This window comes from Kitasatospora sp. NPDC101801, assembly GCF_044766665.1.
GTDB lineage: Bacteria > Actinomycetota > Actinomycetes > Streptomycetales > Streptomycetaceae > Kitasatospora.
This window is the reverse complement of record NZ_JBIWML010000021.1, coordinates 59,794-78,951: the sequence shown is the minus strand read 5'-3', so window position 1 is coordinate 78,951 and position 19,158 is coordinate 59,794. Positions and strand designations below refer to the sequence as shown.

Genomic DNA, 19,158 nt, shown 5'->3' with positions numbered 1-19,158 from the left:
GTGGCGCTCAGGGCCGTGGCGCGGGGTTCACCGTCGGGCGCGGCGCAGCGTGGTGACCGGCAGGACGACCCAGCAGAGCACGAACCAGAGCAGTACGGCGCCTGATATCGCCCAGGCAGCCCCGCCGAGACCGGCCACCCGCAGGAGCAGGAGCAGCGCCGCGGAGACCGTGACGGCGAGCAGGGCCAGCCCGAGGGTGATCAGACGGGCGACTGCGGTGACCATCCGTGGTTTGACGTGCTCCCCGGCCAGCAGGCGGTGGTACGACACCGGGGCGATGAGCGTCCCGACGGCGAACGCCCCGAGCGTCACCACCACGGCGTAGAGGCCGCGTTCGAAGCCGTCGACGGTGGCGAACCGAGGAGTGAACGCCACTGTCAGCAGGAAGCCGAACATGATCTGCGCGCCGGTCTGGGCGATCCGCACCTCCTGGAGCTGGTCGCCCCAGCGGCGGTCGGCCCGCTCCTCCTCCGTCTCGTCCCGGCCACTGTCAGCTGTGCGAGGCTGATCCGCCATGTGGGTCTCCGTTCCGTGCGAGAGCGTCCGACGCTGTTCACGGCGCCATGCGAGCCACTGCCGACGTCGGTACCGCATTCGGGATCTCGGCCCAGACGATCTTGCCGCGCGGCGCCGGGCTGCTTCCCCACCGTCTGCTGAGGCGCTGGACGACGAGGAGTCCGTGCCCGCCCGGCCTCCCCCGGCCGGCCGGCCGGTGCCGTGGGAGAGCGCTGCTGGTGTCCCCCACCTCGACCAGGAGGGCGCCGTCCCTGAGGACGGTCAGACCGAGGAGTCCGGGGCCGCCGGCATGCAGGGCTGCGTTGGCGACGAGCTCGCAGACCACCAGGACGGTGTCCTCGCCGACCAGCTCGGCCACCGCGAGGGCGGTCAGCGCGCCGCGCACGCTCCGGCGGGCTGAGCTGACCGGGTGGGCCTCGGCGCTGAGGTCGATCTGGAAACACCGCACCGAAGGCGGCCCGGCCGGGCCGGGCGGTGCCGCTGGATCGGAGGACACTGACCGTCACCTCACGCTCTGGCCTGTAGTGGTCGGTTGTCTGCCCTGCGTCTGCCCTCGCGGGAGCCGGCCCATCCGCGAACCTGTCCAGAATATGAGGAAATCTTCTTCTTCGTGGTGGTTCTCCGTTGCCCCAGTGGGCAGAAGTAGTGGACGGGGGCCTGCGGAAGGAGGAGCTGATGGCAGCCGAGACGATCGTTGCCCCACGGACGGTCAGCACCGACGATGCCCGTCAGCTGTCCCGTGCCCTGTTCCTGCGGCTGGCCGAGGCCGAGCCGGGGAGCGCGGCCTACTCGTACGTGCGCGGCACTCTGATCGAGCTCAACATGTCCCTGGTCCGTTTCGCCGCCCGTCGCTTCAGGAGCAGTCACGAGCCCATGGAGGACATCCTCCAGACCGGCATGGTCGGGCTGATCAAGGCGATCGACCGGTTCGACCCGGCCCGCGAGGTGGAGTTCGCCACCTTCGCACTGCCGACCATCCTCGGGGAGATGCGCCGCTTCTTCCGCGACACCACCTGGGCCGTCCACGTGCCGCGCAGCCTTCAGGAAGCCCGGCTCGCGGTGGCCCGGGCGACCGGCGAACTGGAGCAGACCCTGGGACGTCCTCCGGCCAACGCCGAGCTGGCCGACCGCACCGGCCTGACCGAGGACGCGGTGGCAGCGGGCATCGCGGTGGCGACCGCCCGCACCGCCGGCTCGCTGGACGCACCCGGTGCGGCGGACGAGGACGACGCCGGCGCCCTGGAACGCCACCTGGGCGGTGACGATCCGTCGTTCGCGGCGGTCGAGGCCGTCCAGTCGCTCAAACCGCTGATCGCCGCCCTCCCGGAACGGGAGCGTTCCGTCCTGGCCCTGCGCTTCACCGCAGACCTGACCCAGGCGGAGATCGGCCACCGCCTCGGCCTCTCCCAGATGCACATCTCCCGCCTGCTCACCCGGACCCTGGGCGACCTACGGACGGCCCTCACCGACTGCGACTGACGCGCGCCGACTCCCGCCGGTGTGCGCAGGTCGATCTCCCGTCCTCGCCGCCCCGCACCCGGTCGCCGCGCTGCGCACACAGCCGCGATGAAACACCCGAGAACCGGCCGATCGGTCCAGGTGGAGGAGGGTAGCGCGGCGTAGCGGGGTGCCGTTTCGCCGGTGCGCCGAACCCCTCGCTGGTCATCCCAATCGCCGACCCGGGAGGGTCCGAGGACTTCTGGAGGAACCATGGCGGTCCGTCACCAACTCATCAACCGGCCTCCGCACCAGGTGTGGGTCGTGCTCGCCGAACCGGACCGCTTCTCCGACTGGGTGGTCGGCGTGGCAGGCAGCACACCCGGCAGGGGCGAGTGGCCACAGGTCGGGGCGGATCTCCGCTACCAGGTGGCCCTCGGGCCCTGCAAGGTCGGCGGGCGCACGGTCGTCCGCCGGAGCGAGGCTCCCCACCTGCTCGAACTGGAGGCGCTCAGCGGCGCGCTCGGCACCGCGAGGATCGCCATCGAGATCCGGCCGTGGGGCGAGGAGGAGAGCCTGGTCGTCGTGGACGAGCACCCCCTGCGAGGCGTCGGGACCCTGCACAACGCGGCAGCGGACGCGTTCCTACAGGTGCGGCACCGCAGCATGCTCAGACGGTTGGCCGACGTGGTGGAGCGCACCACCGCCGGCCCTGACGGGCCCACGTCCTGACTTCCGACGACCGGCGCGCACGGGACCCGGCGCGTTCCCGCACCTCAGCGACCAAGGAGCTGTCCATGGCAGACGCAGTGGTCATCGGAGCAGGCCCCAACGGCCTGACCGCAGCCAACCTGCTGGCGGACGCCGGCTGGAAGGTGCTGGTCCTCGAGGAGCAGCCCGAGCCCGGCGGCGCGGTGCGCAGCGACTGCGGCGTCGATCCGGACTTCGTCAGCGACGTGTTCAGCTCGTTCTACCCGCTCGCTGCCGCGTCGCCGGTCCTGCGGGCGCTGCGGCTGGAGGAGGACGGGCTGCGCTGGAGCCACGCGCCGAGCGTCCTCGCCCATCCCCTGCCCGACGGCCGGTGTGCCGTTCTGGAACGGGACGTCGCGGCGACCGCTGCGGGTCTGGAGCGGTTCGGTGCAGGGGACGGTGAGGCCTGGCGTGAGTTGCACGGGCTGTGGGAGCGGTTCGGCAGCGAGCTGCTGGGGTGCCTGTTCACGCCGTTCCCGCCGGTGCGACCCGGGCTGCGGCTGCTGGGGAAGGCGCGGGGGGCCGGTGCGCTGCGACTGGCCCGCACCATGCTGCTGCCGGCCCGCCGGCTGGGCGAGGAGTACTTCGAAGGCGAGGGCGGCCGGCTGCTGCTGGCCGGCAACGCCCTGCACGCGGACCTGTCGCCGGAGTCCGCGATCGGCGGCGGTTTCGGCTGGTTGATGAGCATGCTCGCGCAGAGCCACGGTTTCCCGGTCCCGGTCGGCGGGGCCGGCTCGCTCACCGCCGCGCTGGTGCGCCGCCTGGAGCGCCACGGAGGGCAGGTGCGGTGCGGCGAACGCGTCACGGAGGTCATCGTCCGCAACGGCCGGGCGCTGGGGGTCCGAACGGCGGACGGAAACGCCGTCCGGGCCCGGCGGGCGGTGCTCGCCGATGTCTCCGCGCCCACGCTGTTCACCGAACTCGTCGCCGCCGAGCACCTGCCCGCGCAGCTGCTGCGCGACGTGCACCGGGGCTTCCAGTGGGACTTCTCCACCTTCAAGGTCGACTGGGCGCTGAGCGGCCCCGTGCCGTGGACGGCCGAGCCGGCGGCCGGCGCGGGCACCGTGCACCTCGCCGACGGCGTGGACGACCTGACCCGCTTCGCCGCGCAGCTCGCCACCCGGCACGTCCCCGACCGCCCGTTCCTGTTGGTCGGCCAGATGACCACGGCGGACCCGACCCGCTCGCCGCAGGGCACCGAGTCCGCGTGGGCGTACACCCACGTCCCGCAGCGGATCGAGCACGACGCCGGCGCCGACGGCATCCTCGGCAGCTGGAACGAACGCGAGCAGGAGGCGATGGCCGACCGGATCGAGGCGCAGGTCGAACGCTTCGCCCCGGGCTTCCGCAGCCGGATCCGCAACCGGCGCGTCCTCAGCCCAGTCACCCTGCAGCGCATGGACGCCAACCTCCACGGCGGGGCGATCAACGGCGGGACCACCGCCCTGCACCAGCAGCTCGTCCTCCGACCCACTCCCGGCACCGGCCGACCCGAAACCCCGGTCAACGGGCTCTACCTCGCCTCCGCCTCCGCCCACCCCGGCGGCGGCGTGCACGGCATCCCCGGAGCCAACGCAGCCCGGGCCGCCCTCCGCAGCCCGGCCACCCGGGCCGTCCTGACCACCGCCCGGCGGACCCTGGCGGGGTGATCGCGCGCGCTGATCCCGGCGGTGGCTCGATCGAGACCGCCACCTCGGCTCCACGATCGGCGTCCGCAGCGCCCCGCGCGGCCTCTCTCCGTCCTGCCCCGCCGTCACGGGCCGGCAGCTGGATCACCGCAGCTCACGGTCCGGGCCGCAGGCCGGATCGCCCGCGCCTGGACTGCTGGTGCCGTGCCCGTTCGGTGCCGAAGTGGGTGGGTCGGCGTAGGCTGAGCAGTGACGGCGCGTGTCCACACCGGACGTACGCCGCTCCCGCCGCTTCTCGTCCACCACTGGTCCGGGATCCCCGGACGGTGCTGGTACGAGTGGGCTCCCTCGTAGCGTGGGGACCATCGACGGGCCTGGAGGCCAGTCCATGTACCCCCACCACGACGACGCCTGCCTGCCGGACACGCCGATACGCACGGTCACCGCCCGCCTGGGTGACGCCGCCCTGTGCTACCTGGCGGGCACCCTCGATTTCGACACCGCGAGGCCGGCCCGCACCGCGCTGCACCGGGCCATGCTGCTCCCCTGTCCTGTGGTGTGCGTCGACCTGCGGGACGTGGACTTCTTCGCCTGCGCCGGCCTCAACGAGCTTCTCGACTGCCGCGCCGAGGCCCTGCGGACCGGCCGGACCCTCGTCCTCATCGCGCCCAGCCCGCCTGTCCTGCGCCTGCTGCTCCTCTCCGGGACCAGGCACCTCTTCGCCGTCTCCCGCGACGTGCGCCTCGCCCTCGCCGCCTACCGGCCGAACACCCCGCCCCGGGCCCGGGAGCGCCGCACCAACACCAACGGTGCGGACCCGGAGGGACTGACCTTGGTGATGCTGGTCAAAGCCCGGTGAGACAGCAACGCCTGGGCCCTGCACGGGCGACCAGCGGCCGGGTTCGGGTTTCCCGACCGCGCCGCTCCGTGGAACCAGGCGTCGACCGCCGCCTCACCGGCGTTCCGGGCCCCACCGCGCAACAGCAGCGTCATGGAGACGGACGGTGGAGCGCCGGATTCGGCTCGTTGCGGCCCGACAGCTGAGCGGGCGGGGGTGCCGTACGCGCCGGCGGCGGGCCGGTCTTGCACGGGCCCCGGCCCCGGCCCTGACCACTCGATGTCGTGAGGTGTCTACGCAGCCAGATCGGGGTGGCGTGTGTGCTGCCCGGTTGGGTGGGCAGACGCGGAGTCACGGGCTGAGGACGGTTGCCGACGTGACCTGACCGTGGGAGCCGAGCACCGTCCCCCGGCCGGCGGGAAGCTGAAAACTCCGCTCGCCGGTATCTGATCTGGAGGAATGATGGACAAGTCCAACCCGGTCCCGAAGGTCGTCGACGCTGTGGCGGATGAGACCGCCGAGCTGAGGGACCGAGAGCTCCCCGACCTCCCCGGTGCGCCCGGGGCTCGGCCACCGACGCTGGCCGAGCCCACCGAGCCGCAGGAGCCGCTGCCGCCCAAGCCGGACCAGTCCGCGCCCGCCCCGCTGTCCGCCACCGCCCGCCCGGCCGGCGGCGACCCGGCCCTCCGGGCGCAGGAGGGCGCGTTCCTGACGACGGCTCAGGGCCGCCGGGTGACCGACAGCGACCACTCGTTGAAGGCCGGGCCTCGCGGGCCGGTGCTGCTGCAGGACCATCACCTGCGGGAGAAGATCACCCACTTCGACCACGAGCGGATCCCGGAGCGGGTGGTGCACGCCCGCGGGGCCGCCGCCCACGGGGTCTTCCGCGGGTACGGCACCGCCGCAGGGGTGTGCCAGGCGGCGTTCCTGGCCGAGGGGGTGCAGACGCCGGTGTTCGTCCGGTTCTCCACCGTGCTGGGCTCGCGGGGCTCGGCCGACACGGTGCGCGACACCCGTGGCTTCGCCACGAAGTTCTACACCGGGGAGGGCGTCTTCGACCTGGTCGGCAACAACATCCCGGTGTTCTTCATCCAGGACGCGATCAAGTTCCCCGACGTCATCCACGCCGGCAAGCCGCACCCCGACCGGGAGATCCCGCAGGCGCAGTCCGCCCACGACACCTTCTGGGACTTCGTCTCCCTGCACACCGAGGCCACCCACCACACCCTCTGGAACATGTCCGACCGTGGCATCCCGCGTTCCTACCGGATGATGGAGGGCTTCGGCGTCCACACCTTCCGCCTGGTCAACGCTGAAGGCGCCTCCAGTCTGGTGAAGTTCCACTGGAAGCCCAAGGCGGGCGTGCACTCCCTGGTCTGGGAGGAGGCCCAGCTGCTCAACGGGACGGACCCCGACTTCCACCGCCGCGACCTCGCCGACGCGATCGAAGCCGGGGCCTTCCCGGAGTGGGAGCTCGGCATCCAGGTGTTCCCCGACACCGACGGGCAGACCTTCCACGGGATCGACCTGCTGGACCCGACCAAGCTCGTCCCCGAGGAGCTCGCCCCGGTGCGGCCGGTCGGGCTGATGACGCTGACCGCCAACCCGACGAACTACTTCGCGGAGACCGAGCAGGTCGCCTTCCACCCCGGCCACCTGGTCCCCGGAATCGACGTCACCGACGACCCGCTGCTCGCGGGGCGGCTGTTCTCCTACCTCGACACCCAGATCACCCGCCTCGGCGGCCCCAACTTCGCCCAGATCCCGGTCAACCGCACCCACGCGCCCGTCAACGACATGCTCCGCGACGGCTTCCACCAGGACGCCGTCCACACCGGCGTCGCCCCGTACAAGCCGAACTCCCTCGACGGCGGATGCCCGTTCTTCGCCGGCCCCGCCGAGCGCGGCTACGTCGACTTCCCGACTCCCGTTCCGGCGGCGGCGAAGGTCCGCGAGGCCCCGGCATCGTTCTCCGACCACTTCAGCCAGCCCCGGCTGTTCTGGCTCAGCCTCACCCCCACCGAGCAGCAGCACGTGATCGCGGCTTACACCTTCGAGCTGTCCAAGGTCCACGAGCAGGCGATCAAGGAGCGCACCCTCCAGGTGCTCGCCAACATCGACCCCCGCCTCTGCTCCGAGGTCGCCGCCGGTCTCAGTCTGCCCGCACCCCACCGTTCCGAGCAGCTCGCCGACCCCGAGCCCAGTCCGGCCCTGTCCCAACTGGCCGGGTCCTGGCCGGTCGAGGGCCGGGTGATCGGGATCGTCGCCGGCCCCGCCGCCGACGTCGGCAGGGTTCGCGAGGCCCGCGACGCGGTACGGGCCGCCGGGATGACCGCACTGCTCGTCGCACCCACCGGCGCCCCCCTGGCCGAGGACGTCCCCGTGCAACGCACCTTCGCCGCCGCCCGCTCGGTGGAGTTCGACGCCCTCCTCGTCCTCGGCGCGCCCACCCCCGGGGCCGACGACCTCGGCGCGCGCGACGCGAAGTCCGCCCCGCACGGCGCGGCCGGCGGCGTGGACTCCCGGGTCACGCTGCTCGTCGGCGAGGCGTACCGGCACGCCAAGCCGCTGGCCGGCCCCACCGATGCGCACCCCGTGTGGGCCTCGGCCTCCCTCGACCCGCACACACCCGGCATCGTGACCACTGACAGCGCGGCCGATCTGGTCAACGGCCTGGTGGGCCACCTGGGCACCCACCGGGTGTGGGACCGCTTCCCCCCTCCCGCGAACTGACACCGGCAGGCCGGCCTGCCGGAGCCCGCAGCCACCAGGGGCCTCGGCAGGCTCGATCTGCGGCAGAACGGAGGGACGATGTCCTCCACGCCAGAGCACGCCGGGTTGACCCGGCAGATCCTCGCCGCACTCGCGGCGGCGGAGAGCACCCTGTCAGTCGCCGAGTCCCTCACCGGCGGCCTGCTGGCCTTCACCGTCGCCGAAGCCCCCGGCGCAGGCGAGGTGTTCCTGGGATCCGTCACGGCCTACGCGACCGCCGTCAAGGCGGACATCCTGAAGGTGGACCCCGATCTGCTGGAGGCACGCGGACCGGTCGACCCCCAGGTGGCCGAGCAGATGGCCGAAGGGGTCCGCCGCCTCCTGGGCTCCACCTACGCCCTGGCCACCACCGGCGTGGCCGGCCCCGCCCCGCAGGACGGCCACGAGCCCGGCACCGTCTACATCGCCCTTGCCGCCCCGGACCGAACCTGTTCCCTGCGTCTCGACGTCTCCGGGAACCGCCGCGCGGTTCAAGGAGCCGCGGTCGGCGCGGCCCTGACCGCCCTGCGCGACCGTCTGCGCCCCGCCTCCGGCGTCCGCCACCCCGGAGCGGCGGACGCCGGAGGCGGCGAGGCGCCCGGTATGACACCGGGCGGCCCGCCCACCCCAGGTGTTGAACCACCTGAACGGGGCAGGCGCACGGCAGGTGACGCAGCACGTCACAGCGGAGCGGCCGACCGAGAGGGAACGGACATGAGCGAGCAGCAGAAGGCCACCCCCGGCTCCGGTGAGAGCGTCGACGAGAAGGTAGGAGCAGCTGCCGAGCGCATCCAACGCGCCCTGGGCAGCCCGGATGCGGGACGGGTGGCGGGCCCCGGCGCCAAGTCGGACGACCGTCCCCAGGGCGGCCCCGCCGAGCGGGCTGCCGGGAGTGAGCCCCCTGCCGCTGACAGCGAGGCCCCCTGAGCGGGGCACCCCGGACGGTGGGACCGGTCTGCGTCAGCTGACCGCCCGCCGATCCGGTCCCCGCTGCTACCACTGAGCCGCACGTCCGGGAGGTTCGTGATGACACGCGCTCTACCGAAACAGAGCGAGACGGCGCCACCACCGCGCGCCGAATGCTCCGTCATGATCTGCGGTGAGTGTGGGCACCAGACCGCCCGGAACTCGACGGGGTTCTGCAGCCTCACCTGCTATCAGACCCGCCCACGTGACCCGGGCACGGCACAGCGGGCACTCTCGTACTTCCTGGGCCGTACCGCGCTGCGCAACCACGCGCGAAATCCCTGACACGTGGACCAGCCCTCACCGGACGGGGCACGTACCGTCCGGACGTCCTCCCAGTTCCCGAAACGGGAGCGAGGAGTGGCGATGAAGGCGCTGACCTGGCACAGAACGCGGGACGTCCGCTTCGAGGAGGTCCGGATCCGGCGATCACGGACCCCACCGACGTGATCGTCAAGGTCACCACGACCGGCGGCTGCTCGGCATCCCGGGTGTCCCAGGTCCGGTCCGGCCTGGAACGCGAGGCGGCGTGAGTCCACGTCGACTCCCCCACCCTGGTCCCCGTCCCGGTCGCCGACGTGCTGCCCGCCACCGGACACCCCTACCTGACGGCCCACCACCGACCGGCGGCCGTCAGTCCTGCGGGACGGTCACGACGATCTGGCCTTCGTCGTTGACGCCGTGGCTGGAGACCGAGGGCGTGGCCCTGGTACTGGCGGAGCAGGGCTTCGGCGTCTGCGTAGAGGCAGCGGTCGGCCGACGGGAGGACGACGAGTCCCTGTCCGGCGAGGGCGCCGAGCCGGGTGATGGCGTTGACCGCTTCGGCCTCTCCGGCGCGACGGGCCAGGAGGTGGTCGAGCTCAGGGGACATGGTCAGGACCCGGGCCGGGGACGGCGCGTCGGCGCCCTGCTGGTGGACGTCGTCCTTGCGGTTGAACGCCGCGAGCAGGACGGAGGTGTCGGCGACCGCGACGCCGAGCGGGGCGGTGGTGGTCACCGGCCGGTGCCTTCGTGCATTCACTCGTCGGCGCGGGTGGCCAGGTCCGGCAGGCTTCGGCTGCTCGCCGGAAGTGGAGGGGGGCGGTCCTCTGTCCGTCAGCGGGTGGCGGGCGTAGCGTAGCTGGTTGTGGATCACGGGGTGGACAGGGTGGTGGTCGGGCTGCCGGCCGAGTGGCGGCTTCGCCGGGCGTTGTCGGCGTTCGGGGCGGGTGCAGTTGTCGCGGCATGGTCGGCGGCCTACTTCGTGGGGCACCCGGGTGTCGCGGCACTGGCCTCCGGCGTGCCGGTCACTGTGGTGATCCTGCTGGCGTGGTTCGGCGGGCGGTGGTGCTGGCCCCGGCCGGTATTCGGTTCCAGCTGATGTTCGTCACCGTGCACTTCTGCCGCTGGGCGGAGGTGAGGGACATCGAGTTGATCATGAAAGAGCGCAACAAGCTCCCCTGCGGACACGTAGGAGGGTCATTGCCGGGTGAGGTGACCGAGGAAATTTTCGTGCACCGGCGCGGCCGCGACGCGAAGGGCCGCAGCCGCCAACCCTTGCGCGTGCCGACCCCGTACCGGTTGCGATGGGCTCCGCAGCCGGGATTCGCTGCCGCCGCCGATCGGATCAAGGCCTACTGGCTGTCCCGCACCTCCGTATGACAACCCGACGAGAGTCCCTCTCGCGAGCCGCTCCCTGCGAGTCGCCTCCGCGACGGCGCCGTCGCCGGCAAAGACCGCGGCGCCGTTGCTCAGGCTCGACGACGCCCCGGCCGGCCAACGGCTGACCGCCGCGCACAAGGAGCACGCCGATGGCACCCACCAGCGTGTACGCCTGGCGAGGACGCGCCGTCTTCCCCGCAACTCTCCGGACGAACACAGACTCGCCGCGAGGTCCGCCTCCTCAGCACGGCTGCCCGCCGCAGCTGTCGGCTGACTCGGCGTCATAGACCACTGCCGCACCACCAAGTAACCTTCCGAAGGAAGATCGGGTGGTGAAAAAGTTGCCGGGAATGCCTCGGTGCGCTACGAACAATAGCCGCGAGCCGCGAGCCGCGAGCCGCGAGCCGCGAGCCGCGAGCCGCGAGCCGCGAGCCGCGAGCCGCGAGCCGCGAGCCGCGAGCACGTCTGACGGGCTGTGTGCGATTCTGCCTTCGGGCGGAGGTGTGCGATGGAGCCTGACGGACGCGTTCTCGTCCCGGTCGGTCCCGAGGCGTGGCGTTGGCGGACCTTCGGGAGCACCAGGACCCTGGTGGTGGCTGCCAGGACGGTCACCTCACTCGTCCGGGTGCTGGACGTGCTCCCCGCGGTGGTCCACGACGACCCCCGGGTGGCGACCGTCTTCGCCTACGATCCCTCGTCGGCGTTCAACGACGGTGTGCTCGCACTCCTGAGGTCGCTCGGCTGCCGGACGCTCCCGTGGGCGCAACTGGAGGACATCAAGCCCGACCTGCTGCTCACCGCCAGCGAGAACATCGGTGTCCCCACGGGCGACTACCCGGTGCTGGTACTGCCCCACGGCGTGGGCTTCCAGAAGTTCGTACCGGACTCCGCGGGCCCCGGCACCCGGCTCTCGGGGCTGGTGGCGGACGAGTTGCTGACCACCCGTCGGGCCTGGCTCACGCTCTCCCATCCCGAGCAGGAGAAGCAGCTGGCCGCCGCCCGTCCGAACACGGTCGGGCGGACCGTCCTGGTGGGTGACCCCTGCTTGGACCGGTTGCTGGCCAGTGTCCGGTGGCGTGACAGGTACCGGGCCGCGTTGGGGGTGCCGGACGGTCTGCGGCTGGTGCTGGTGAGTTCCACCTGGGGTGCCGGCTCGCTCATCGCGAACCGTCCCGACCTGCCGACCGAGCTGCTGTCCCAGCTGCCGGCCGACGAGTTCCGGGTGGCCCTGGTCCTGCACCCGAACGTGTGGGCGGCGCACGGCGCCTGGCAGATCCGGAGCATGCAGCAGGCGGCGACGGAAGCCGGCCTGCTCGTGGTCGACCCGACCAACGGCTGGCAGCAGGCGCTGGTCGCCGCAGACCTGGTGATCGGCGACCACGGGTCGGTCACGCTGTACGGCGCCGCCGTCGACCGCCCGCTCCTATTGGGCGCGTTCGGCGCCGAGTCGGTGCCGCAGACGGCGGGGTACGGGCTGCGCGCGGCGGCGCGGTGGCTGGACGCCGGCCCGTTGCGGGCCCAGGTCGACGCTGCTGTGACGGAACACCGACCGGGCCGGTTCGCGGAGATCACCGCGCGGGCGTTCGCCGATCCCGGCAAGGCGCAGCCCCGTATCCGCCGGCTGGTCTACGACCTGCTCGGGCTGCCGGTCCCCGACGGCCCCGTCCGAGGTACCCATGCCTATCCCGCACCGCCGACCACCGGGGCCCCGGTCACGGCGATGTCCGTGCGGACCGTGGTCGAGCGGGCGACGGACCGGGTCGAGGTGGAGATCCGCCGGTACCCGGCCCGGCTGGCCGTGGAAGGCGCCGAGCAGGAGCACCTCTTCTGGCATCTCGCCTGCGACGTGGACGAGCCGGACCCCCGGCTCAGTGAGAGCGCGTCCGTCCTGCTCCGGGCGGGGGCGGCGGTCCCCGAGGAGACCGGGTTGGCCCGGATCGCCGGTCTGCTGGCCGACTTCCCCGGTGCGCAGCTCGCGGCGCTCGCGGTGGCGGACGGCTGCCTGCTCGGCCTCCGGGACGGCAGCGTGCTGCTGGCCACCGCCCGCTGCGACCCGCCGCCCGATCCCGGGCTCGCGGCGGCGGGCGTCTACGCCTGCCTGCGGCTGGGCCGACGCGCCGTCAGCTCCGTCCACCTCCGGGTCGGGGACCGTGAACAGGAACTGTGGCTGCGTCAGGTGCTGCCGCCCTCGGAGCCGTCCGCGAGGCGGGCCCGGAGCACCTCCGCACGAGGACTGCCGCCCGCCTCGTAGATGGCCAGCGCGCGCCGCAGGAGGCCGTCGGCCCCGCCCGGGTCGGTGAGCAGGCCGGCCAGGTCCTCCAGGGCCTGCGCCTCGTAGTGGTGGGCACTCTGCCGGTGGAGTTCGTCGACGGCGGTGGTCAGCGCCGTGACCGCGGCCGGCCCCTCGCCGGCCCAGGCCCGGGCCCGGCCGAGGTCCGCCAGGGCCCGAGCCGCCATCCGCGGGTCCCGGAGGTCCAGGAAGCTGTCCCGGGCCGTGGTGAGCTCCCGCGCCCCGGTGCCGTGTTCTCCGGCCGCGCTGTGGGCGCAGCCGAGGAAGTACCTGGCCAGGGCCTGGCCACGGGGTTCGCCGGCCTGGATGTTCATCGCCAGGGCGGCCCGGTAGGCGTCGACGGCGCGGGCCGGGTCGTGCCGGTCCCAGTACCGCCCGAAGAACTCCTGCACCGACGCCTGCAGGACGAGGTGGCCGGATCCGGCGGCGAGCCGCTCCGCCTGCTCCAACTGCTCCCGGGCCTGGTCGTCGCGGCCGAGGTCGAGCAAGGGCCTGGACAGCAGGCTGCGCAGCCGCGCCTCGGCGGCCGCCTGACCGTCCCTGGCGGCGGCCGCCGCACCGAGGTCGAGTGACTCCCGCCAGTCGGCCAGGTGCCGGTGGTGCAGGAACAGGACGGTGAGCACCTCCGCCAGCTGCCAGGTCTGCCGGTCGAAGCCGAACCGGGCCGCCGCGCGGAGCACCGTGAGCAGGTTGGCCCGCTCGGCCTCCAGCCACGCGATGGCGTCCTGCCCCGGGTCGTCCGCGCGGGCGAACGGATCGTGCGGGTCCGCCCGGCCGTCGCCCCGGTGGCCGACGAGTCCGGCCACCTCGGTGATCCTCAGCCGGTCGGCCCGTACCGCCAGGTCGGCGAGGGTGGTGAGCACCAGGTAGTGCCCGGCCACCCGGCCGACGACCTGCCGCTCGGTCTCCGGCGGGTCGGTGTCACGGGCCGTTTCCAGGGCATGCAGCCGGACCAGCTCGTGCAGGCGGTAGCGGCCGTCGTCGGTGCGGCTGAGCAGGCTCGCTGATTCGAGGACGTCCAGCAGATCCTGGGTCTGCGGCACGGGGAGGGCGGCGGCGACGGCCGCCAGTGCCGTGTCGAAGGTGCGGCCGGGCAGACAGCCGAGCACCCGGTAGAGCCGGGCGGCCGGCGCCGGAAGGTCTCGGTGGGCAAGTTCGAGTGCGGCGGACACGGGGCGCTCCTGGTGGGCGGAGGATACCGAGAGTCGGCTCAACCGGCTCCGCTCGTCGGCGAGTTCGGCGGCCAGCCCGGCGATGGTCAGCCCGCCGTGGATCACCAGCCGCGCTCCGGCGATCCGCAGCGCAACGGGCAGTCTGCCGCACAGGTCGACGAGGTGGGCCGCGGCGGCCGGCTCGGCGTCGACCCGGGCCCGGCCGCACAGTCCGGCCAGCAGCTCGACCGCGCTCTGCCGGTCGAGGACGTCCAGTTGCAGCAGAGCGGCGCCGGCCATCGCGAGCTCGCCCAGCCGCCTCGTGCTGGTGGCCAGGACCGCGCTGCCGCGCCCCTGCGGCACCAGCGCCGTCACCTGGGCGGGCGAGGTCACGTCGTCGAGCACCACAAGCATCCGCCGGTCGGCCGACAGGCTCCGGTAGAGGCCGGTGCGGTCGGCCAGGCCCGTCGGCAGGTACTGCTCGCTCACCCCCAGTGCTCGCAGGCACATCGCAAGGGCTTCCGATACGTCCGCGCCGGGGCCACCGCGCAGCGCGGTGAAGTCCACGAACAACTGCCCGTCGGGGAAGGCGTCCTGACGGCGATGGGCCCAGGTGTAGGCGGCCGCGGTCTTCCCGACCCCGGGGAGCCCGCTGAAGACACCGACGGGGCATCCCTCCCAGTCCGCCCCGGAGGTGAGCAGTCCGTCGAGATCCGCGAGCTGCTGCTGCCGGTTCACGAACGGCCGAGGCGGGCGGGGCACCTGGTCCGGCCTGCTCGGGACCGGGGCCGCCGCCGCCTGGTAGTTGAACGTGATGCCACCGTGCACCGCTCCCGCCAGGACGGCCGGGCCGTTGACCGTGCCACCTGACAGACTGTTGGCGGTACCCGGCGGCCCAGCGTTCGACCTGCCGTCCTCCAGGCTCATGACCCCGCCTCTCCGGCTTGCTGACCGACAGCCACGGTACTGGACAGCGGCGCCCCGGACAGCCGGATTCCGCGTGTCCCCCGCCCGGCGCCCCCAGCGAGCCCGAGGCGATCGGATGAACGCGTACCGGGGGGCGGCGTGGCGCTGCGGACGAGGGCTCGGAGGGACCTACCAAGGACGCATGGACATCCGGACGGGCCGAACTGCCCTGCTCAGCATCGCGATGGTCGTCTCTGCATGCACGGCGGTCTCCCTGTCCCCGGTTGCCGCGCCCGCGGCGGCCGTATCCGTTCCCGGGCAATCGGCAGCCGTGTCACAGCCCTGGGACGCGACTGCGGCGGAACTGGACCGGGTGATCCAGCGGACGGCGACCGACGCCGGTGTCCCCGGAGTGATCGTGGGCCTCTGGAAGCCCGGACAGCCACGCTACGTACGGGCTTTCGGCGTCGCGGACACGGGCGACTGCGCCCCGATGCGCACCGACCTGAACATGCGGATCGGCAGCGAGACCAAGACCTTCACCGTCACCGCGCTGCTCCAACTCGTGGACCGTGGGCAGGTCGGCCTGGACGACCCGATCTCCGCGTACGTCGACGCGGTGCCCGACGGAGAGCACATCACACTGCGTCAGCTCGCGGATATGCGCAGCGGCCTGTTCGCCTACAGCAAGGACGAGGGCTTCCAGCACCTGCTGGCGACCGAGCCGCATCGTCAGTGGTCGCCCAGTGAGCTGCTCGGCATCGCCTTCGAGCACCCCAACCAGTTCCCTCCCGGCACGCGGTTCGACTACTCCAACACCAACACCGTGCTGCTCGGCCTGGTCGTCGAGAAGGTCACCCACCGCCCCCTGAGCGAGGTGATCGGGGATCTGATCACGCGGCCGAGCGGCCTGGACCACACCTTCCTGCCGGAGGCTGCGGAGTTCCCGCTGCCGCACGCCCACGGCTACACCGACGTGACGCCGGACGGCACGGTGGCGGACGCCACCGACTTCAACCCCAGCTGGGGCTGGGCAGCCGGCGCCATGATCTCGAACCTCGACGACATGCGCGCCTGGGCGGAGAACGTCGCGACAGGCCAACTGCTGGCCCCGCAGACCCAGGCGGAGCGCCTCGACGCACACCCCACCGGCGCGCCGGGTGACGCCTACGGACTGGGCATCGACATCAACCACGGCTGGATCGGCCACGCGGGCTCGCTGCCCGGCTACCAGAGCCTGACGGTCTACCTGCCCACCCAGAAGGCGACGATGGTGATCCTGCTCAACACCGACATCCGCTCGAACGACGAGAACCCCAGCACCCTGCTCGGCCGGGCCATCACCCAGGTCGTCAGCCCGGACAACGTCTACGGCGGCGCATCCGACCAGAACTGACACCCAACCCCGCCGGCCGGACCCCGCCCCGCACCCCACCGGCACGACCACCGCCCGAAAGCAGCGGCAGTACTTCGGTTCCCGTTGTCAACGACGATGAGCAGTCTTCTGTCTCGTGTACTGCCTGGAGCGACCGGCAAATGAGCGTTCCGGCCCGTCCGGAGCGCCTCCGGTCCGGTCGGAATCCCCGAGCGCGTCCGCAACCTCCACGGCGCCGTCCCGGCGCAAGCCATCAAGGTCAACGCGGAGCACCCGTCAGGGAAACCGTCACCCAACTCGTGGGCCACATCGAACCCCAGCGCGGTCTCGCCGACCCCTCCGGCACCGGCCGGCCCACCCCTGCTCGAGTGGCTATCCGTGCCCCGCAGAATATGCACTCCCGCTCAGCCAACCGGTCGTCGAAGCAGCCCAGTTCGGGCGGGACCTGAAACGGAACGGGCCGATCCGGGCAGCCGGTGCGTGCACGCGACGATGCACCCCGCCGACGCGCCGGGCCTGGAAACGTCACCACCCCGAGCCCGACCACCGACGCTGTCGTACATCTCCCCCTCAACCCTGCTCTTCCCCGGTGCGAGGTGACGGCCGACAAACCTGCCTGTGTCTCATGTCTCCCAGCCGCCGATCCTCCTGACGGGGCGGTGACACGCCACAGGCAGCCCCAGGATCCCGGGACGCGCGCATCCACAGATCAGCGGAGTACCCGCACCGGGCCACCGAGAACTCCTAGGGTGGGACCGACAACGGAACGGCACAGGGGGACATCATGGATCCGATCTCGGCAGCAGCTCTGGTGGCTCTGGCCGGAACAGTCGGCGGCGAAGCCGGCCGACAGATGTGGCAGGGACTGTCGGCCCTGGTCCGCCGCCCCTTCAGCCATCGGGATCCCGGTGAGGTTGCGGGCGCTCCTGGCGTCGGCTCGGGCCAGGAGGAGCTCGCCGCGTTCGAAGCGGCCCCCGCCGATCCGGTACGAGCGCAGAGGCTGATCACGATGCTCGAGGTGCGGGCCTCCATGGACGCCGAGTTCCGCACTCTGCTCGCCAACTGGTGGGACCTGGCCCGGTCCGGCGACACCGGCGGCACGGTTCACAACCACGTCGAGGGCTCCCAGAGCGGCCCTGTCGTCCTGGGACGGGACTTCTCCAACATCACCTTCAACATCCACCCGACAGCCACCCCCACCGACTGAGAACGACCGGCAAACGGACCATTCGAGGCATCGCCTGGTGGGGCGCCCGTCCCACCGGTCGCGGCTCGTTGCCCGGTGGATCAGCGTGCGGATCGTGACGAGGACGGCGGCGACGCGGAGGAGAAGTCCACGACCGCGCCGTTCCTCCCGGTCCAGCGCCGAAGCCCGCCGCAGTCGTTCATCCACGAGTGGGTACGCTCGATCACCCAGCACCCGCCGGCCTGGAACGGGGCCGACAGGCGCCTACCGGCGATCTCGGCGCTGAATCCCAACTCGGCTGCCAGCACACGGAACTTGGCACTGCCGCAGCCGTCGCAGAGGTTGGCAATGCCGGGCACTGCGCCGACCTGTCAGGGGCGGCCGTAGCGCGCACACTTCAGGTAGGCGACGGGAGGGTGCTCCGCGCCGTTGTCCAGGCAGATGCGGACGACGCCGACTCCGGCCTGGTAGAAGGTCACGGGGAAACTGAACTTCGCGCTGGCGCCGCACACCCCGTGGTCGCTGAAGTTGACCGCCACGTCGTGGTTCTGGGAGTCGACGCCGAAAGCCGTGGTGCCGCGGCAGCTCGTCGCGCTGACCGACTTGTGCTCGCCTGACACGACGACCTGCCGGTTGTACCAAGTGATCGTGCCCCGCGTGTACGTGTTCCCGTAGGTGACGTCGAACGAACTGGTCGGATACGCGGCGGCCTGGGCACCAGCGGCAGGAGCCCCGAGAAGCAAGCCCGCGGTCAGTGCGGTGGTGCTGAAGGCCGTGGTGAGGAGCTCGGGCATGTCGTCTCCGGAGCGTGGGGCCCGCTAGGACCGGCGGAAGTATCCGCCTCAGTATCCCCTGCACGGTAGATGGCCAGCTTTGCAGGCAGGGTGGCCGGGCTGTTCAGCCTTGTTGGCCGGCGCCTCGGTAACCCCCTCCAACTCTGCTGATCAGCGCACGTACGGTAGGCGCAAGCAGCGTGGCACCGGCAGCTCGAAGCGTGGCGACCGCGTCACGCCGGCGCGAACGAAAGGTGGGGAACCCATGGGAGCAGGCGCGGAGCAGTTGGTGGACATGGGGGCGCTCTCGACCGCGTGGCAGGTTCGCTGGGGGACGTGCCATCCGGTTGGGCACCTCCTGTCTGAGGCATTCAGAGAGCGGTGGGTGCGGTTCCACTACCTGCCGGGCTCGAAGCGCTACCCCGACAGCGAGGCCGAGTACCGCCTTCTCCTCGGGCGGCAGCACACAGTCCTCCGCGACCTGGGCGCTCCCGCCGAACTCGTGGTCATCACCTGCGCGTGGAACGGTGACGACGGAACGGAACCGGTCGAGCGCACCCCCGAACTGAAGGCCGTAGCACCCGGCGCGTACTGGCGCACGATCATCGAGGACGAGCGGGCCGACCCTGCCGACCAGGTGGCCACCCACCTGTACGTCGGCCACCTGGCCAACGCGCCGCAGGCACTGGACCCGCTGCTGCGCGCGATCGCCGACGAGGTGACAATCGGCGTCATCCTCGCCCCGGAGGGCCTGGACTGGCTCGTGCACCCCTATGACGGCGGGATCGACATCATCACGGCGACCTCAGCCGAACGCGACAGACTCAAGGACCGCCACCCCGACTGGCTGTCGCCGCACCCCAGGGGCTACTGAAGCCACCGGCCCACTGCGAACGGCCCGACCCCTCTGGCCAACTACGACGCACCGTGGCACCGCCACCTGTCAGTGA

Annotated in this window: 16 protein-coding genes; 11 read left to right on the top strand and 5 right to left on the bottom strand. The window is 72.3% G+C overall.

What is annotated here, in order from left to right; all coding sequences use genetic code 11:
* Positions 1-27: 27 nt before the first annotated feature.
* Positions 28-516: a DUF6328 family protein gene (locus ACIRPK_RS22540; RefSeq protein WP_403041064.1), complete on the bottom strand. Its 489-nt coding sequence runs from the start codon at positions 514-516 to the stop codon at positions 28-30.
* A 37-nt stretch (positions 517-553) separates the two neighbouring features.
* The gene (locus ACIRPK_RS22535) at positions 554-1,012 is read right to left on the bottom strand and encodes an ATP-binding protein (RefSeq protein WP_403041063.1); all 459 of its coding nucleotides are present in this window, start codon (positions 1,010-1,012) and stop codon (positions 554-556) included.
* Positions 1,013-1,191: 179 nt separating this feature from the next.
* Between ACIRPK_RS22535 and ACIRPK_RS22530 the strand changes: the two genes are divergently transcribed.
* The 6 genes from ACIRPK_RS22530 (at position 1,192) to ACIRPK_RS22505 (ending at position 8,847) form a co-directional block, all read left to right on the top strand.
* Positions 1,192-1,995 carry a SigB/SigF/SigG family RNA polymerase sigma factor gene (locus ACIRPK_RS22530; protein WP_403041062.1) on the top strand — a complete coding sequence of 268 codons (804 nt, stop codon included), beginning with the start codon at positions 1,192-1,194 and terminating at the stop codon, positions 1,993-1,995.
* Positions 1,996-2,226: 231 nt separating this feature from the next.
* Complete coding sequence (locus ACIRPK_RS22525; RefSeq protein ID WP_403041061.1) at positions 2,227-2,685, top strand: SRPBCC family protein; 459 nt, start codon at positions 2,227-2,229, stop codon at positions 2,683-2,685.
* Between the two features lie 65 nt (positions 2,686-2,750).
* The gene (locus ACIRPK_RS22520; RefSeq protein WP_403041060.1) at positions 2,751-4,352 is read left to right on the top strand and encodes a phytoene desaturase family protein; all 1,602 of its coding nucleotides are present in this window, start codon (positions 2,751-2,753) and stop codon (positions 4,350-4,352) included.
* 367 nt (positions 4,353-4,719) lie between these two features.
* Positions 4,720-5,190 carry an STAS domain-containing protein gene (locus tag ACIRPK_RS22515; protein WP_403041059.1) on the top strand — a complete coding sequence of 157 codons (471 nt, stop codon included), beginning with the start codon at positions 4,720-4,722 and terminating at the stop codon, positions 5,188-5,190.
* Positions 5,191-5,631: 441 nt separating this feature from the next.
* A complete protein-coding gene (locus ACIRPK_RS22510) occupies positions 5,632-7,902 on the top strand; it encodes a catalase (protein ID WP_403041058.1) in 2,271 nt (756 codons plus the stop codon).
* A gap of 78 nt (positions 7,903-7,980) precedes the next feature.
* Positions 7,981-8,847, top strand: a complete 867-nt coding sequence (locus tag ACIRPK_RS22505; RefSeq protein WP_403041057.1) for a CinA family protein — start codon at positions 7,981-7,983, stop codon at positions 8,845-8,847.
* A 640-nt stretch (positions 8,848-9,487) separates the two neighbouring features.
* Here ACIRPK_RS22505 and ACIRPK_RS22500 read toward each other — a convergent pair.
* Positions 9,488-9,883 carry a hypothetical protein gene (locus tag ACIRPK_RS22500; protein WP_403041056.1) on the bottom strand — a complete coding sequence of 132 codons (396 nt, stop codon included), beginning with the start codon at positions 9,881-9,883 and terminating at the stop codon, positions 9,488-9,490.
* A 311-nt stretch (positions 9,884-10,194) separates the two neighbouring features.
* On the opposite strand from ACIRPK_RS22500, the gene ACIRPK_RS22495 reads away from it, so the two are divergent.
* On the top strand, positions 10,195-10,527 hold the full coding sequence (locus tag ACIRPK_RS22495; RefSeq protein WP_403041055.1) for a hypothetical protein: 333 nt from the start codon (positions 10,195-10,197) through the stop codon (positions 10,525-10,527).
* A 508-nt stretch (positions 10,528-11,035) separates the two neighbouring features.
* Entirely contained in the window at positions 11,036-12,778 is a 1,743-nt protein-coding gene (locus ACIRPK_RS22490) for a CDP-glycerol glycerophosphotransferase family protein (RefSeq protein ID WP_403041054.1), read from the top strand.
* Here ACIRPK_RS22490 and ACIRPK_RS22485 read toward each other — a convergent pair.
* A complete protein-coding gene (locus ACIRPK_RS22485) occupies positions 12,700-14,895 on the bottom strand; it encodes a hypothetical protein (protein ID WP_403041053.1) in 2,196 nt (731 codons plus the stop codon). The genes ACIRPK_RS22490 and ACIRPK_RS22485 overlap by 79 nt on opposite strands.
* Before the next feature lie 310 nt (positions 14,896-15,205).
* Between ACIRPK_RS22485 and ACIRPK_RS22480 the strand changes: the two genes are divergently transcribed.
* A complete protein-coding gene (locus tag ACIRPK_RS22480; protein ID WP_403041052.1) occupies positions 15,206-16,270 on the top strand; it encodes a serine hydrolase domain-containing protein in 1,065 nt (354 codons plus the stop codon).
* A gap of 988 nt (positions 16,271-17,258) precedes the next feature.
* On the top strand, positions 17,259-17,456 hold the full coding sequence (locus ACIRPK_RS22475; protein WP_403041051.1) for a hypothetical protein: 198 nt from the start codon (positions 17,259-17,261) through the stop codon (positions 17,454-17,456).
* Between the two features lie 350 nt (positions 17,457-17,806).
* On the opposite strand, the gene ACIRPK_RS22470 is transcribed toward ACIRPK_RS22475, so the two are convergent.
* On the bottom strand, positions 17,807-18,229 hold the full coding sequence (locus tag ACIRPK_RS22470) for a hypothetical protein (RefSeq protein ID WP_403041050.1): 423 nt from the start codon (positions 18,227-18,229) through the stop codon (positions 17,807-17,809).
* Between the two features lie 364 nt (positions 18,230-18,593).
* On the opposite strand from ACIRPK_RS22470, the gene ACIRPK_RS22465 reads away from it, so the two are divergent.
* The gene (locus ACIRPK_RS22465; protein WP_403041049.1) at positions 18,594-19,082 is read left to right on the top strand and encodes a hypothetical protein; all 489 of its coding nucleotides are present in this window, start codon (positions 18,594-18,596) and stop codon (positions 19,080-19,082) included.
* The last annotated feature ends 76 nt before the right edge of the window (positions 19,083-19,158 follow it).